The 15,922-nt window shown below is 51.7% G+C and carries 15 protein-coding genes; 10 read left to right on the top strand and 5 right to left on the bottom strand.

Annotated features, from left to right (window positions below; translation table 11 throughout):
- Window positions 1–3 precede the first annotated feature (3 nt).
- From BLV22_RS06445 to BLV22_RS06435, 3 genes are all read left to right on the top strand, one after another.
- Window positions 4–843: a YitT family protein gene (locus BLV22_RS06445; RefSeq protein WP_091612812.1), complete on the top strand. Its 840-nt coding sequence runs from the start codon at window positions 4–6 to the stop codon at window positions 841–843.
- Between the two features lie 12 nt (window positions 844–855).
- The gene (locus BLV22_RS06440; RefSeq protein ID WP_176967684.1) at window positions 856–2,400 is read left to right on the top strand and encodes a CocE/NonD family hydrolase; all 1,545 of its coding nucleotides are present in this window, start codon (window positions 856–858) and stop codon (window positions 2,398–2,400) included.
- A 72-nt stretch (window positions 2,401–2,472) separates the two neighbouring features.
- The gene (locus BLV22_RS06435) at window positions 2,473–2,922 is read left to right on the top strand and encodes a universal stress protein (protein ID WP_091612807.1); all 450 of its coding nucleotides are present in this window, start codon (window positions 2,473–2,475) and stop codon (window positions 2,920–2,922) included.
- 212 nt (window positions 2,923–3,134) lie between these two features.
- Here BLV22_RS06435 and BLV22_RS06430 read toward each other — a convergent pair whose 3' ends face one another.
- Window positions 3,135–3,821: a DUF2306 domain-containing protein gene (locus BLV22_RS06430; protein WP_091612804.1), complete on the bottom strand. Its 687-nt coding sequence runs from the start codon at window positions 3,819–3,821 to the stop codon at window positions 3,135–3,137.
- A gap of 359 nt (window positions 3,822–4,180) precedes the next feature.
- Between BLV22_RS06430 and BLV22_RS06425 the strand changes: the two genes are divergently transcribed.
- Window positions 4,181–4,882: a peptidoglycan-binding protein gene (locus BLV22_RS06425; protein ID WP_176967683.1), complete on the top strand. Its 702-nt coding sequence runs from the start codon at window positions 4,181–4,183 to the stop codon at window positions 4,880–4,882.
- 167 nt (window positions 4,883–5,049) lie between these two features.
- On the opposite strand, the gene BLV22_RS06420 is transcribed toward BLV22_RS06425, so the two are convergent.
- Window positions 5,050–5,610 carry a hypothetical protein gene (locus BLV22_RS06420; protein ID WP_091612798.1) on the bottom strand — a complete coding sequence of 187 codons (561 nt, stop codon included), beginning with the start codon at window positions 5,608–5,610 and terminating at the stop codon, window positions 5,050–5,052.
- Window positions 5,611–5,817: 207 nt separating this feature from the next.
- On the opposite strand from BLV22_RS06420, the gene BLV22_RS06415 reads away from it, so the two are divergent.
- A complete protein-coding gene (locus BLV22_RS06415; protein ID WP_091612796.1) occupies window positions 5,818–6,909 on the top strand; it encodes a M24 family metallopeptidase in 1,092 nt (363 codons plus the stop codon).
- A gap of 58 nt (window positions 6,910–6,967) precedes the next feature.
- Here BLV22_RS06415 and BLV22_RS06410 read toward each other — a convergent pair whose 3' ends face one another.
- A complete protein-coding gene (locus BLV22_RS06410) occupies window positions 6,968–7,960 on the bottom strand; it encodes an alpha/beta hydrolase (RefSeq protein WP_176967682.1) in 993 nt (330 codons plus the stop codon).
- Window positions 7,961–8,144: 184 nt separating this feature from the next.
- Between BLV22_RS06410 and BLV22_RS06405 the strand changes: the two genes are divergently transcribed.
- Complete coding sequence (locus BLV22_RS06405; RefSeq protein ID WP_091612790.1) at window positions 8,145–9,047, top strand: cation diffusion facilitator family transporter; 903 nt, start codon at window positions 8,145–8,147, stop codon at window positions 9,045–9,047.
- Window positions 9,048–9,107: 60 nt separating this feature from the next.
- Here BLV22_RS06405 and BLV22_RS06400 read toward each other — a convergent pair whose 3' ends face one another.
- The gene (locus BLV22_RS06400; protein WP_176967681.1) at window positions 9,108–9,998 is read right to left on the bottom strand and encodes an alpha/beta hydrolase; all 891 of its coding nucleotides are present in this window, start codon (window positions 9,996–9,998) and stop codon (window positions 9,108–9,110) included.
- Window positions 9,999–10,093: 95 nt separating this feature from the next.
- Window positions 10,094–10,396: a hypothetical protein gene (locus BLV22_RS06395; RefSeq protein ID WP_091612785.1), complete on the bottom strand. Its 303-nt coding sequence runs from the start codon at window positions 10,394–10,396 to the stop codon at window positions 10,094–10,096.
- A gap of 272 nt (window positions 10,397–10,668) precedes the next feature.
- On the opposite strand from BLV22_RS06395, the gene BLV22_RS06390 reads away from it, so the two are divergent.
- From BLV22_RS06390 to melA, 4 genes are all read left to right on the top strand, one after another.
- Window positions 10,669–12,162: a potassium/proton antiporter gene (locus tag BLV22_RS06390; protein WP_425433791.1), complete on the top strand. Its 1,494-nt coding sequence runs from the start codon at window positions 10,669–10,671 to the stop codon at window positions 12,160–12,162.
- A gap of 56 nt (window positions 12,163–12,218) precedes the next feature.
- Window positions 12,219–13,283, top strand: coding sequence for an AEC family transporter (locus BLV22_RS06385; protein ID WP_091612779.1), 1,065 nt, complete (start codon window positions 12,219–12,221; stop codon window positions 13,281–13,283).
- Between the two features lie 204 nt (window positions 13,284–13,487).
- Window positions 13,488–14,519, top strand: a complete 1,032-nt coding sequence (locus tag BLV22_RS06380) for a LacI family DNA-binding transcriptional regulator (protein WP_091612777.1) — start codon at window positions 13,488–13,490, stop codon at window positions 14,517–14,519.
- Between the two features lie 69 nt (window positions 14,520–14,588).
- Window positions 14,589–15,890: an alpha-glucosidase/alpha-galactosidase gene (gene melA, locus BLV22_RS06375; protein ID WP_091612774.1), complete on the top strand. Its 1,302-nt coding sequence runs from the start codon at window positions 14,589–14,591 to the stop codon at window positions 15,888–15,890.
- The last annotated feature ends 32 nt before the right edge of the window (window positions 15,891–15,922 follow it).

Below are 15,922 nucleotides of genomic sequence, written 5' to 3'. Positions count from 1 at the left end.
AGTATGAAAAATATAATGTACATTATTATCGGCACGCTGCTGTTTGCGCTCGCGGTGACACAGCTTGCGATGCCAAACTCCATTGCCGAGGGCGGCATTGTTGGTATGTCGCTTTTGATCTATTACGGGTTAGACATTTCGCCGAGTATTTCGACACCGATTATTTTCCTTCTCCTGCTAGGAGTAGGAATCCGTTACCTGCCGCGACACATGGTGTATAAAACGATTTTTAATGTGGCGCTGTTTTCAATATTCATCTGGATTTTTGAAGGCCTGTATGCCCGGCCAATGGAGGACCCGATGCTTGCGGCAATTTTCGCGGGGGCGATTACCGGTGTCGGCTTTGGCTTTATTTATCAGGCGGGAAGCTCCGTCGGGGGCACATCCATTATTGCCCGTGCCTTTAACCAGCAGCTCGGCTGGGACCTGACCGGCATGACGCTCGTTCTGGATGCGCTCGTCGTTATTGCAGGGATTTTCATTATCGGGCCGGTGTCTACGATGTATACCCTGATTACGCTCTATATCGGGAAGGTCGTCACCGACTTTGTGCTCGGCGGCTTTGACTCGAAAAAAGCGCTCAACGTGGTATCCCCTTACTCCGAACAGATCTCAGAGCGTATTACGAAGGAGCTTGCCTCGAGTGCGACCGTTTTTGACGGACGGGGGGAATATATGAAAGAACAGCGCCGCGTGCTGTATATTGTTATTCATTCGCACCGTCTGCTCCGTCTGAAACGGGTGATTAAAGAAGTGGATCCGAATGCGTTCATTGTCGTGCACAATGTGAAGGACGTATCGGGCGGAACATTTTCGATCGGCCACGAGGAAGTACGTTCGTAAAGGAGAATGGCGATGCGTATTGAAAAGCAGGCGGAAAGCCGGATGCGTGACGGCACTGTGCTGCGCGCAGACGTGTACCGCCCGGACGGGGAGGGAAGCTGGCCGGCTCTTTTGCTGCGGCTCCCGTATGACAAAACGACCCGCCGCTACCGGGAAACGTTTGTTGATGCCGGGCGCCTGACAGCGGCCGGATACGTGGTCGTTATTCAGGACGTGCGCGGCCGGTTTGCCTCCGATGGAACTTTTTATCCATTTATATATGAAGCCGCCGACGGGTACGTGTCGGTGGAATGGGCGGCATGCCTCCCGGAGGTGAACGGGAAAGTTGGCATGATTGGCATGTCGTATCACGGCTTCACCCAGGTGGCAGTGGCTGCCGGACAGCCGCCGTCGCTGCAGGCCATAGCGCCGGTGATGGCGTTTGCGGACGGCTGGAGCACGATGCGGGGAGACCGTGGCGTGCTTGAACTCGGGAAATGGCAGTCGTGGGTCGCCGGGTCCATGCTTCCGGATCATCTGGAGCGGGCGGAAGGTCCCAAAGGCCCGGCACGTATCAGCGGGTACCTTGAAGATCTGACGGGCTGGCTCGGGAAGGGAGACCCGCTCACGTGGCCGCCGGTCACAGCTGCCGGCCTGCCGGATTACTATCAAGACTTTCTGCTTGAAAATGTTTCTGCAGAAAGCAGGCAGCGGATGCAGGCGTCTCCGGAGAGCATTAAAGTGCCGGCCCTTTTTCTCGCCGGATGGTACGACTGCTTTCTTGAGGAAACCATTGATTTGTATCAAAGAACGGCCGGACCTGCGGAGATCTGGATTGGTCCATGGACGCACGAAGACCAGAGCGGCCAAGCGGGAGACATGTTTTTTCCGGACGCCCAGATCGACCGGACCGGGCTGTTTCTGCAGTGGTTTGACCGCTGGCTGAAGGACGAAAAAACGCCGCCCCGGGATCCGGTGCACTATTACATGATGCGCGCCGGCGAATGGAGAAGCGGCGCAGAAATACCGGAGGGGCAGTCGGAGACGGTGTTTTACCTGCACCCAGACGGCCTGCTGTCCACGGAAGCACCAAAGCAGGGGGCGCCCGGCCGCCGGGTGCGGCATGATCCGGACCATCCGGTGCCGACGAGCGGTGGAAATATTTTAATGAGCGGATTTCCGGCGGGAAGCTTTGACCAACAGGAGATACAGGAACGGAGCGACGTGCTGGTGTATACGACCGCACCGCTGCGAAGCGACTGGGAAATGCTCGGCACCGTGCAGGCCCGCCTGCGGATGACCTTGAGCCGCCCGGGTCTTCCGGTCGGCCTGCGGATAAGCGATGTAAAGCCGGACGGGAGTGCATGGAACGTGGTGGATACTGTGCAGGCTGGGGAAGACACTATCGATATCGGCAGAACGGCGTACCGGTTTTCAGCGGGGAACCACTTGCGCCTGGAAATATATTTGAGCAGTTTTCCGCGTATGGAAAGCGGGACGAGCCCTGCCAGGGCGGACATCCAAGGAACTTCGCAGCTGCACGTAACCGCCGGAACTTCTCCGGCTTTCCAGAATTAATGCATACATTTTCCGGTAGGTGGGAATAGGCGTATTACGCATTCCATATACTTAATAAGGAGGCGTATAAATATGGAACTATACAAAAACATTTTAATCGGCGTACATCCAACGGCAGGCGTGCCGGAGCATGTCGTACAAAAGGGCTGCGATCTGGCCGAGCTTCACGGAGCGAACCTTTATTTAGCATCTATGGTTGAGGAAAAAGGCTATGGCCCGTTTGCCCGCTATGAAGAAGATGTCTTAAAAAAAGCTGAACAAGAAGCAACCGAAACACTTCACACAGTGAAGCAGAAAGCAGAGTCCCACGGCCACGGTAAGCTTGATGCGCAGCTGATTGTCGAGCACGGAGCACCGACACAGACGCTCCTGCAGAAGGTAGTGCCGGACTATCAGATTGATCTGGTGCTGCTTCCGCAGACGAGCAAGAATAAAATGGACCGCACGCTGATGGGCAGCTTCTCCGAAGCCGTCGTCCGTTCGGCGAGCTGCGATATATTGATCGTGGATAGTAAAGAATAAAAGTAATATGTACTGGAAGCCAGGGGCTTCCAGTTTTTTTTGTGGAATAAGCTGCATACTTGAAAGATGATAAATTGCCCGCGAACCGCACGCTTCGCATCAGGCGCATGCTGGTCAGACAACAAACAGAGAAGTAGCTGATTCTTTTTCAGGATCGGCTTTTTTTATGTGGGAACAGCCCGGGTTTTGCAGGCAGGAAAGAAATACATCACTTATTTGCTGACGGGTGGGTTGAATTTCCGCTGGTAGTGGCGGGAGAATCCGATAATGAGCGGCAGAAGCAAAAAGGTCGGAAGAATCCAGATGAATAATGAAACTTCTTCCATGTTCAACAGCTGCGGCGCCCCGAACACCGTGAAAGCCGTAATCGTAGCAATGGAACAGCCGATCATGCTCCCTAAATGCTCATAGATCCAGTGCATGCGTTCGGCTGGAGGTCGCAGCCAGTAGTACAGCTGGAGGCTGCCAAGAACGACACCGATGAGAGGAAAGTAGGTAATGAGAGCAATGCCCTGCACGAAGCCGTATAAGCAGGCTGCCAGTCCGGAACCAAGAAGAAGGAAGGAAATGCCGATGTCGACAGGGTGACGGTGGATGGCCTTTCGTTTTTTAAAACGGAGCACCCGCATGCCGTGCCAGGCGGTGGCAATGCTCAGCACAGCGATAAATAAGAGAAAATAGGAAAAGGCGTCTTCACCGGGCGTGCGGCCAACAGAAATAAACAAACGGTAAAAGGAAAGGTGAAAGGCGGTAAAGGCGACGGTCATCATCGCAAAGACGAACACCCAGCCTGCGCGCCTGTGTGCTCGTCCTCCCTTTTTAGTCACTAACGGCACCCAAAACACGCCAAGAGCCAGAAAGCCTGCAGTGATATGAACAATCAGACTGCCAGTAAACATGCCGAAGCACCCCTTCGGTTTAGTTTGAGAATCCTCGGGCCGTTTACTTAAATATTTTCGTGAAAAAAAGCAAATTTCCTGTAACAGGAACGAAAAGCTTTTGTAATAGAAGAAAAAATGAAGTGTTGCCGCTGATGGCATGAATGGATAACAGAAAGCATCTGTAAGTCGCCGGTCAGGGGCAATTGCTGAAAATAAGAAAAAACAGAGGAATTATTATGAGAATTTATCAACCATTAGTAATAATTACATAGAAATTACAATGTAATTACAATTAACTAATAAGCTTGAAGTCCCCCATGGCGGTTCGTTATAGTTCTTGCTGTGAGAGAAATTCAAACAGTTGGGGGTATTCATATATGTTTTCTGTACGTCAATCGATGAAATGGGCCGGTGGTTTCGCACTCGGAACGGGACTTCTTGCAGCAGCACCGGCCGTGTCGGACGCAGCAGACTTATTAAATAAAGGGGACCGCGGGGACGACGTATCCGAAGCGCAGTCCGTTCTCGAGGATGAAGGCTATTACGACTACGCCGTAGACGGTATTTACGGACCGATCACGGACAGCGCCGTACGCAGCTTCCAGCGTGATCAGGGACTGGTAGTAGACGGCATTATCGGACCGAACACCCGCGCGGCGCTCGATGACGTGGACGGCGGCGAAGCAGTGGAAGGAGCTTCTACATCCGAATCCTCTGAAAGCAGTTCCTCTGAAAGCGAAAGCAGCAGCTCTTCAGAAGAATCCACCAGTAGTGACGCAGACAGCGGCGGCGAAACCATGACGATGGAAGCTACTGCCTACACGGCTGAATGTGCCGGCTGCAGCGGCATTACCGCTACAGGGAAAAACCTGAACAATGACCGCGACGCCAACGTTATTGCCGTAGACCCGGACGTGATCCCGCTCGGCTCCACGGTGAAGGTTGAAGGCATGGGCACATATGAAGCAGCCGACACCGGCGGTGCCATCAACAACGACCGCATCGACATTCACGTACCAACAAAATCGGACGCTTTTGAATTCGGGCGTCAGGACGTGGAAGTAACAGTAGTAGACTAATCAACTAACGGACAAAACCCGCCTTCCTTTTTGGGGAAGACGGGTTTTTTTAATGTGCTTGAAGCCATAAAAAAGAGCACCGTTCAGTGCTCCTGTTCATCAGCCTTCGTATACGGATAGACGTCAATCGCATGGTAATGAAGTAAACTCCGTGCTTCGCGTGTTACTTACAGCGTTTTAATATCGGAGGATTCAAAGTCGTTCAAGCGGAACATACAGTAGGCGAGGGTAAGAAATTCCGGAGTGGTCACGCAGGAATCCTGAATTTTATTGACTGAGGCGGAAACCTTCCACCCGGAGTTATTAAATGTAATCGTAGCGACGGTTACTTTTTCGCACCGCACGATCAGCTGTTCGTGGCGGTTCTCGTAGATTTCGAGCTGCTCATCGTTAATGTGCCCTTTTACATGAAAACGAAAGTAAGGAAAAAATATTTGATCGCGCAGCTCAATTTCTTCTTCTTCGCTGCATGGCTGAAACATATAATGATAGCGGAGGCGCCGGTGCATCTTTCCTTTTTTTACACCCATGGCCATCCGCGTGCGGCCGTGCATATCTTTAAACCGGTAAGCGTCCCCGGTACGCATATGATCTGTGTTAACCTCGATGGATTTAGCGTCGGCGCGTTCAAGCAGGCCGATCGTTTCTCCTCCATGATTGTAGACTGGAACTGAATTGTGGGAGGAAAAGAAAAGTATATCGTTAAAGATCCACTCCTGATTCTGCATAGATGCTGTCCCCCCTTTATGGTTTGCACGGTATGCGCGAAACCACCCCGCTGTTTATCTATCTATGTGTACGCATCCAAAAAGGGCGTCGTTACACTTATCGTTGTCATTGTTTCCCGTTTTTGCCTTTAGGCAAACCCTGGGGAAAAGAAGGGCTGGAAAGCATTTAAAAAATTGTGCGATACTAAAGAAAAAGGAGGCCAAAAGATGACTGCTGTAATTAAAGCATGGACCGAGGCGTTAACAGAACGGGAGGAGGACGCAGCCGTTCTCACAAACCCCGCTAATATTTATTATGCGAGTGGCTTTTACACAGATCCGCATGAACGGCTTTTGATGCTTATCCTTTTTCAGCATGCAGAGCCGATACTCGTCTGTCCGGAAATGGAAAAGACGCTGGTGGAAAAAAGCGGGTGGCATGGAAGCACTGTGACCTACACGGACAGCGACGACCCCTGGGAAAGTGTGAAAAAAGCACTTCATAAACAAATGCCGAACCCGGTCCGGATTGCAGTGGAAAAGAATCATTTATCTGTGGTCCGGTTCGAAAAGCTTCAGCACATCTATCCGGGAGTCCGCTATACAGATTTTGAACGGGTGATTGTGCAGAGCCGCCAGGTGAAATCGACGGAGGAGCTGATACAGATCCATCAGGCAGTCGATATTGCCGAACGGGCGCTTGAAACCGTGGCAGCCGGACTCCGGGAAGGAGTGACCGAGCGGCAGGTCGTTCATCAGCTTGAAGATGCGATGAAGCAGGGAGGAGCAGACGGTGCTGCGTTTGAGACAATCGTACTGTTCGGAGAAAAAAGTGCTTATCCGCACGGCGTTCCGTCAGAAGCCCACCTGCAAAAGGGGGATCTGGTTCTGGTGGATCTAGGCGCGCGGTACGGACGCTTCTGCTCCGACATGACACGCACCTGGGTATTCGGCGGAGCTGATGAACTCACTCAGGCACGCCTTGAGCTCGTGTCGGATGCGAAAGCAGAAGCGATAGAGGCGTGCCGGAACGGCGGGCGAATCGGGGACGTGGATAAAGCCGCGCGGGACGTGCTCACAGAAGCCGGCTATGGCGGTCATTTTATTACCCGTGTCGGTCACGGTCTCGGTATGGACGTGCACGAGGAACCGTCCATTCACGGCGGCAATGACGCCCTGCTTGAAGCCGGAATGGTGCTCACCATTGAGCCTGGCATCTATATTGAAGGCTGGGGCGGCATCCGGCTCGAGGACGACGTGATTGTTGGCGAAAACGGCGGCGAAATCATGAATCGACTCGGGACGCTGTTGAATATGTAACAGCCGACATAGAAAAAGGGCCTGAACGCATGTTTGCGAAGCAGGCCCTTTTCGGTGTTTACGTACGACTGTACGTATCAATAAAAGCTGTGAGGGAGCGGAATGTCTGCCGGGCGGCAGGTTTGTCCATTTGAAACTGATACTGGTGTTCGACCGGTGTTTCATCCTTGTCGTAGAAAATGTCCCGGACGGGTACACGGCGGCTCAGCATGGCAGCAAGCCGGCGGCCCTGGGTGTCAAAGGAGTTTTTATTGCCGTCGGTTATAAACGTAGGCGCAAATTTTTCCGGTGGACGCTGGAGCATTGATATTTCCGTAAGAGCCGGAGCGTTCTCCCAATTGTAAGTGCCGATATACGCCCAGCCGATACGTTTGAACAGGAAGTGGTTGAACCAGCCGAGCGGCGCTCCCGCGATCTGGCGAAGATCAAACGGCCCGCAAAACAGCAGCACCCCTTTAATATAAAGCGGGTCAATATGCCGTTTTACCGGCACCCACGGGGAGTACCCCTCGTTCAGCTGGATGGCCACGTACTGGGAGACAATCTGTGCTCCGGCAGAGTCGCCGGCGAAAAAAATATTAGTCAGATCGAGGCCGTAGTCATCGGCATGTCGTTTAATAAAGCGGTACGCTTCATCAAGCTGGATTAATGGAGCCGGATAAGCGGCGGCCGGAGCGAGTTCATAATTAATGTTGATCACATTATAGCCGGAGGCGGCCAGGTAGGTGGTGTATTTGGAAGCATCCTGCTTGTCGCCTCCGATGTAGGCACCGCCGTGCATCCAAAAAACAACCGGCGTTTTTTCTTCTTTTTTCGTCGTTAAAATAACATCAAGCCGGCCGTTACGGTATTGGGATTCGTAGTCAATATCGTGGTACTGCACCGTTTTTTCGGCTGCTTCGGCAAAATCGGGAGCTTCGGTTTCGAGTCCGCCTTTAAAGGCCTGCTTTACATACCAGGCGGCCGGCCGCGGTGAAAAGAATGCATAGGCAGCTGCTGCAGCGATCAGCCCGCAGGCGCCAAGGCCTGCCTGTTTGACGAGTTTGTGCATAAACATCTTCTCCTTGTGTGGTTTTTGTAAACGTTAACTTCTACGTACGTTACTGTATTCCCTTCTAAAGAAAAATTTAGACATTTTATTATTCAAAAGAATGTTTGAATAAAAGAGTGAAAGTGGTATAATATAATCAAAAGTTTATTTGAATATAAAAGCAAAGAAGCAGGGAGGAGACATTATGTCGCATGAAGGACACAGCCATGATCACGGAACAACAAACCAAACGGCCCTGAAATGGTCATTTATTTTAATTACTGTTTTTATGGTCGTCGAAGTGATCGGCGGCCTGTGGACGAACAGTCTGGCGCTGCTTTCTGACGCCGGGCATATGTTGAGTGATTCAGCAGCCCTTGGCCTCAGCTTTGCAGCCATATGGTACGGCAGCCGCAGTGCGACCTCGTCGAAAACTTACGGCTACCGCCGGTTTGAAGTGCTGGCTGCGTTTATTAACGGCCTCGCGCTGGTGGTGATTGCCGTATATATTACGTATGAAGGCATTCAGCGTTTAATGGACCCGCCGTCTGTGGTCAGCACGGGGATGCTCATCGTGGCCACCATCGGCCTGATCGTCAACATTGTTGTGGCCCGCATTCTTCACAGCGGAGACAACCATGAAAATTTAAACGTCCGGAGCGCGTTTCTGCACGTACTCGGCGACCTGCTCGGCTCGGTCGGCGCCATTACAGCTGCGATTTTAATCATGCTGTTTGGCTGGAGCCTTGCTGACCCGATCGCAAGCATGGTTGTTGCGGTGCTTGTCTTCATCAGCGGACTCCGGGTGTTGCGGGATTCGGTGCACGTACTCATGGAAGGAACGCCGGAAGGAATCGATACGAAGCAGATAAAAGAACAGCTGCTGACTGTCGAGCATGTCAAGGATCTGCACGATCTGCATGTCTGGTCGATTACGTCAGACTTTCCGGCCCTCAGCTGCCACCTGGTCGTTGAAGAAGGCACGAGCCAGCAGAAGGCGCTGAAAAATGCCAACGAGCTGTTGCACAGGGAGTACGGCATCCACCATACGACCATCCAGATCGACATGGAAAACCGCGACATCTGCGAAGACACGATCTGTAACTAAAAAAGCCGCCCCGGGGAAGGGCGGCGCATGAGCCGGCCGTTACCGAACGGGCGGTTTATTTTATTTCAGGGCGCGTTTCAGCGCATGAATGATTGTGGCCCATGCTTCGAGCGCGGTTTCTTCATTTCCCATATGCGTAAATCCGTGGCTGGTCGCAGAAAATGGGTAATGCTGCACAGCGACGCCGGCTTTTTCCAGGCGGTTCACGTACTGGGCCGCTTCTCTGGCGAGCGAATCGTATTCAGCGGTAATGACGAGCGCCGGAGGCAGGCCTTCGAGATGTTCAGCATACAACGGCGAGACGTAAGGATGACGGGCGTCCTGCGGTGTCTGCAGGTAGCTGTCGTTAAAAATCTGCGCAATGGACGGCGGAATGGCGGTCGAATACGCCGGCTTTTCGTAGGGGTCCGTCTGCAGGTCGAGCACGGGATAGTCAAGAATCTGCAGCTTCGGGAGCGTGTGGCCGGTATCACGCAGCATCATGCTCGCCGTGGCAGCAAAATTGCCTCCGGCGCTGTGGCCGCCGAGCACATAGTTATCCATTTGCAGCGAAAGGCGCCCGGCATGTGCTGTGAGCCATTCGACAATTTCAAACACTTCGAGCACGGTTGCCGGAAAACGGGTCTTCGGCGCGAGGTGGTAGTCGATGTTTACGACCACACACGATACTTCAGCGGCAATGTATCTGCACCAGCCCGCATCTTCATCAGCGCTGCCCATCACAAACCCGCCTCCGTGCATATTGATATATACTGGAAGTTTTTTGGAAACGTCCGCGATCGGATAATAAATATGTACCGGTGTAACTCCGGGCGTCGTTTCGACCAGGTAGGAAAAGGTGCTCACCGAATCAGCCGCCGGGGGAGTAATATACGACTGGGACTGCTGGCTGACGCGTTTTTGAAAAGAACGCAGCATTGCTGCCTGCGTAGACGTTTTCCATTTGGCCATAAGTAACTGCTTCCTTTCCTGAAAAGTATTAAAAATCATATTCCTGTTTTTGGGCAGAAATAAACAGGACACGCCTGCGTGAGGCGTGCCCCGCTTTAAATTTCTTTTTCGCGCTGATATCCAAAGGCTTCAACAAGCAGCCAGATGCCGGTAAGGATGTGCATAAACATACCGACAATCGGGATATAGGCGACGACGGACGTAATGATGCCGAGAATGTTGCCGCTTTTCTTTTGCTTATCATAAATAGACGCAATAAGAGCGATAATATGGACAACAAGCATAATCTGCAGCGGCAGGTACCCTGTGCCGACAATAATGAGTCCGCCGAGAATCGGGATACCGAGAAACAGTTCAATCCCGCCGGTGACCCATTTGAGTATCCGGGACGTTTCCATGAATGGTTGCCTCCTTTTAATGTGCGTATACCACTATACGTCCTTTCCCTGTAAAAGGTTTCATTACGCATGCAAACGCTGGAGGGCTGATTGCTATGGAGAATAAAAAATCAATGTTAAAATATAAGGGTATATTATTATGTACCATTCTCCCGGTTTGACTCAGCGTCATTCTTTTCCGCAGCCGGCGCGTATGCTCTCCTATTAAAACACCGTAAAACTATAAAACATAACGCATGAAGAAGCATGTGTCATGAAAGGAACGAAACATATTGGATTTTTTGGAAGCAAACGATGGAGTCGTTCTGCTTGTCGGTTTACTGCTGGTGGCCGGCATTATTGTTGCTAAATTTTCGAACCGGCTCGGACTGCCGGCTCTGGTACTGTTTATTCTTATTGGCATGCTGATCGGAAGCGATGGCCTGGAAATCGTTTATTTTGATAACGCCGAAGTAGCCCAGCTGGTCGGTATATTTGCCCTCGTGATTATCCTGTTTGAGGGCGGCCTGCAGACAAAATGGGCAACGGTGCGCCGGGTGGCGGTACCGTCCATTTCGCTCGCGACCGCAGGAGTAGTGATTACCTCTTTATGTATCGGGGGCACGGCGTATCTGCTGCTCGACTTCACCTGGTACGAAGCGCTGCTTCTCGGGTCCATCGTCGGCTCCACCGACGCCGCGGCCGTTTTCGCTGCCCTGAAGGAGAGAAATATTAAAGCCAAGCTCGGGGCAACGCTTGAAGCCGAGTCGGGAACGAACGACCCGATGGCTGTCTTTTTAACTATTTCTTTTATTGAACTGCTGACAAATGTGGATGCCAACATCTGGATGCTCATTCCGTCCTTTTTCTGGCAGATCGGCGCGGGCATTATTTTCGGCCTGCTGTTCGGCCGTTTCGCTTCGTTTTCGATCAACCATATCGGTCTCGAATCGAGTGGTCTGTACCCGATTTTTTCGGTGGCCTTTGCGCTTCTGGCCTACAGCGTGACGGCGGCTGTTGGAGCGAGCGGGTTTTTAGCAGTATACATAGCCGCGCTTGTAATCGGCAACTCTGAGCTTACATTCCGCTACTCGATCTTTCAGTTTAATGAAGGATTCGCCTGGATGAGCCAGATTCTGATGTTTATTATTCTTGGTCTGCTTGCTTTTCCGGGTCAGGTATTTACAGCAGACGTGATGCTTGCCGGTATCGCCCTCTCCTTTGTCCTGATGTTTGTCGCACGGCCGCTCGCCGTTTTTATATCTACGGCATTTCTCGGCTATACGATGAAAGAGCGGACGTTTTTATCGTGGGCGGGACTGCGCGGAGCGGTACCGATCGTACTGGCAACGTTTCCCGTGGTCGCCGGTCTCGACAATGCCCAGCTGATTTTTAACCTTGTATTTTTTATCGTGTTGACCTCCGCGCTCATCCAGGGTTCAAGCATCTCCTATGTGGCGAAGCTTCTGCATCTGGTTGGCCCGAAAAAAGAAATACCGTACCATTCTATCGAGCTCGTCAGTATGGGCTCGGCAAATGCGGAAATGGTGCAGTTTGAAGCGAGCGAGGAATCGGCGATTGTAGGGAAACAGCTGTATGAAATCAACTTTCCAAATGACGCGACCGTAAGCGCCATGGTGCGAAACAACGAACTCGTAACACCAGGCGGAAATACCGAGGTCCAGGAGGGAGATTTTCTGTATATTCTCGTTTCCAGACAGCAGAAGGACGACCTGCGGCGGCTGTTGAACCGCAAGAAGCACCCAGAACCTAAGACGACCCAGTAACGGGCGCTGCCTTCGAGCCGGAGGGCGGCTTTTTTTCGCGCAGGGGAAGCGGTTGCATGGAATTTATTGATACAGCAAGCTTTCATTCGTTTTCATTCCGGCTGATTTGTATTAAGATAGAACACGTGCAGCTTCAGGAAAATAATGAAAGAACCGAGGCGAGACGGATGTCTATTATTGATATAATTACGCCGGTGTTTATGATGGCCGTGATGGTTGTGATCGGCCTTGTCACCTCTAAAATGATTGATGTATCGGTGGAAACGCGCCGTTTTATCTCCTTTGTAGCTATTAATTTCGCGCTTCCGGCTGTGGTGGTGTACAGTATTTTTCAGCTGGATTTCAACAGCTCCACGTGGGCATCGTTTGCGATGGTTTACGCATGTGCGCTCGGGCTTACGTGGACGGGGATGGCTCTTGGCTATTCGATTGGGCGCTCGTTTCATTACACTGACATGGAGGCCCGCCAGCTTGCGATTGTTTCGGGATGCGGCAATACCGGTTTTATCGGCATTCCGCTGATTACAATTTTGTTTGGAACCGAAGCAGGGTCGTATGCGGCGGTGTATGATGCCGGGACCATGACGAGTGTGTTCACAATTGGTATTCTGCTGTTGAAGCCCGGGCGCTTTTCGTTCCGGCAGCTGACGGCAATTTTAAATACGCCGTTTCTGTCGCTTGTCTGTTCGGTGCTTTTGGCCTCCGCCGGTATTATGCTTCCGATGATTTTTCTCGAGACGGTAAACACCATTTCGGGTCTGGCAGCGCCGCTTGCGATGATTCTGATCGGGCTTTTGATTCCGACGATTACGTCTGCGAACTGGAAAATGGTGAAGACAGGGTACAAGCGGTTTATGGGAACGGCCATACTCGTGAAGGTGTTCACTGTGCCGGCCGCGGCCTGTCTATTGGTGTGGCTGCTTCCGATTCCGGCGCTTCTCGCTAAGATCATTATTGTGCAGGCGTCGATGCCCACCTTTACACTTGCTACTGTGTTATTTGAACGCTACATTCACGGGGGCTCCAAGCAGCTTGGTATCGTGGCGCTGATTGCGACAACGGTCCTCAGCCTGCTTCTGCTGCCGCTTACCGTGTTTATAGCGCAGCATATTACCGGATGAACCGAAGCGCCCTGGGTGCTTCGGTTTTTTATAGAAAAGGAATTGGTTAAGGTTTTAGTTAACATATTTTTATATTTGTAAATAAAGAGCTGTTTTATTTTAAAAGGACGAGAAATAATGATTGTAAGCGGTTAATAATTTTGATAAAGTAAAGTAAAATAATGAAAATATAAAGTAAATTTTTACTGAAAGGAAAGGGTTGCGATGGCTACCATTAAAGATATTGCCGCCAGGGCGCAGGTATCTGCTGCGACGGTGTCACGGGTGTTAAACCACGACGAGACGCTTTCGGTATCACCGAACACGAAGGAAAGAATCCGCCAGATTGCCCAGGAGCTTGCCTACGTGCCGGTGAAGGCCAGGAAGAAGAACGGCGGTAAAAAGAAAATGAAGATCGGAATCGTGCTGCACCAGCCAAGCGACCTCGAAAAGGACGACCCGTACTTTTACCCAATCCGCCAGGAAATCGAAGATGAATGCATGCGCCAGGATATTGAACAGGCACGGATTTTTTATCTGTCGACCATTCAAAACGACCCAGCGGTGCAGGAAGTGGACGCGTTCATTCTGATTGGGCGCATTCGTGAGGAGGTTGCGGAGTTTTTGCGGCGAAATAATAAGCAGCTTGTATTTATCAGCCACTCGCCAAATGATGAGCAGTTCTCGTCGGTGAGTATCGATTTTGAACAGGCGGCTGGCAAAGTGGTGCGTCATCTGCTTGATCAGGGCTATAAAAAAATCGGCTATATCGGCGGCCGGGAGGCAGAGAACGGTTTTCGGCGGAGAGTGCAGATTGAAGATAAACGGGAGACGGTATTTAAACAGCTGATGGATGCTTCGGGCTATTCCTACAAAAACAATATACACATTGCTGACTTTACCATGGACGATGGCTACCGGATGGGGAAAAAAGCAATTGAGCAGGGTAATCTTCCGGAAGCATTTTTTATTGCCAGCGACCGGATGGCGATGGGCGCGCTCCGCGCTTTTCAGGAGCATGGTATCCGCGTGCCGGAGGATGTGGCGATCGGAAGCTTTGACGGTACAGAGCTTGCCCAGTATGCGAGCACGCCGCTTACGACAGTGAACATTCCGACAAAGGAAATGGGCCGGATGGGCGTGCGTAAACTGATGACAGCAGAAGAAGGCGACCTGCCGATGAGGTGGGTACTGCCGTCCAGGCTTATTGTACGGGAAAGCTGCGGGAGCCGGATAAACAAGCTTCTGGAGTCATAGAAAAAGGAAGAAATCCTTTTTCTGCTTAAGTTTTGAATGCGCTTACACATAATTCGAGGAGGAAAACAAATGACAAAGCTAACATTTATCGGAGCCGGGAGCACCGTGTTTGCCAAAAATATCCTGGGGGACTGTATCGTCTCTCCGAAGCTGCAGCACCTTGAGATCGCCCTCTATGATATTGATCCGGAGCGGCTGAACGACTCCGAGCAGATGCTGAACCATCTGATTAACACCTACGAGAGCAGCATCCGGGTGACAGCATATCATGACCGGAGAGAAGCCCTGCGTGGAGCTTCCTACGTCGTCAACGCCATCCAGGTGGGGGGATATGAGCCGTCCACTGTCATTGACTTTGAGGTGCCGAAAAAGTACGGGCTCGAACAGACGATTGGCGATACAAACGGAATTGGCGGACTGTTCAGGAACCTCCGGACCATCCCGGTGATGCTCGGAATTGCCGAAGATATGCGGGACGTGTGTCCGGATGCGCTGTTTATGAACTATACGAATCCGATGTCAGCACTGACAAAAGCTATGACAGAGCATGGAGGCATCCGCACCGTCGGCCTCTGCCACAGCGTACAGGTATGCGTGCCGGAGCTGTTTGAACTGCTCGGGATGGATGATGAAGGTGTGAGTGCCAAAATCGCCGGCATTAATCATATGGCCTGGCTGCTTGAAGTAAAAAAAGACGGCATCGATCTGTATCCTGAAATTAAGCGGCGCGCGAAGGAAAAGCAGAAGGAAACGCACGGGGACATGGTCCGTCTCGATATGATGGAGAAGTTCGGCTACTATATTACCGAGTCCTCGGAGCATAATGCAGAGTACTATCCGTACTATATTAAACGGAACTATCCGGAGCTGATTGATAAATTCAATATTCCGCTTGATGAATATCCGCGCCGCTGTGTGCATCAAATCGAAGAATGGAAGCAGCAGCGCGATCAGTTTGTCGAAAACGAGCAGCTGACGCACGAACGCTCGAAGGAGTACGCCTCGTACATGATCGAAGCGATGGAATACAACGAACCGATTGTGATCGGCGGCAACGTAATGAACACGGGCGGGCTGATTTCCAACCTGCCGGAGGAAGCGTGTGTGGAGGTGCCGTGTGTTGTGGATGCAAACGGCGTTACTCCAACCTATGTGGGCAAACTGCCTGAACAGCTCGCAGCGCTGAACCGCAACGTCATCAACACGCAGCTCATGAGCGTGGAAGCAGCCGTTTCCGGCAAAAAGGAACATGTCTATCAGGCTGCGCTGCTTGATCCTCACACAGCCGCAGAGCTTTCGCCGGACGAGATTATCGCCATGTGCGATGAGCTGCTCGAACGCCACGGCCACTGGGTGCCGGCCCTGCAGTAACAAATAACGCAAAAAAGCACCGGATCCGCGGA

The organism is Marinococcus luteus (assembly GCF_900106595.1).
GTDB lineage: Bacteria > Bacillota > Bacilli > Bacillales > Marinococcaceae > Marinococcus > Marinococcus luteus.
This window is presented reverse-complemented; position numbering and strand designations above follow the sequence as displayed.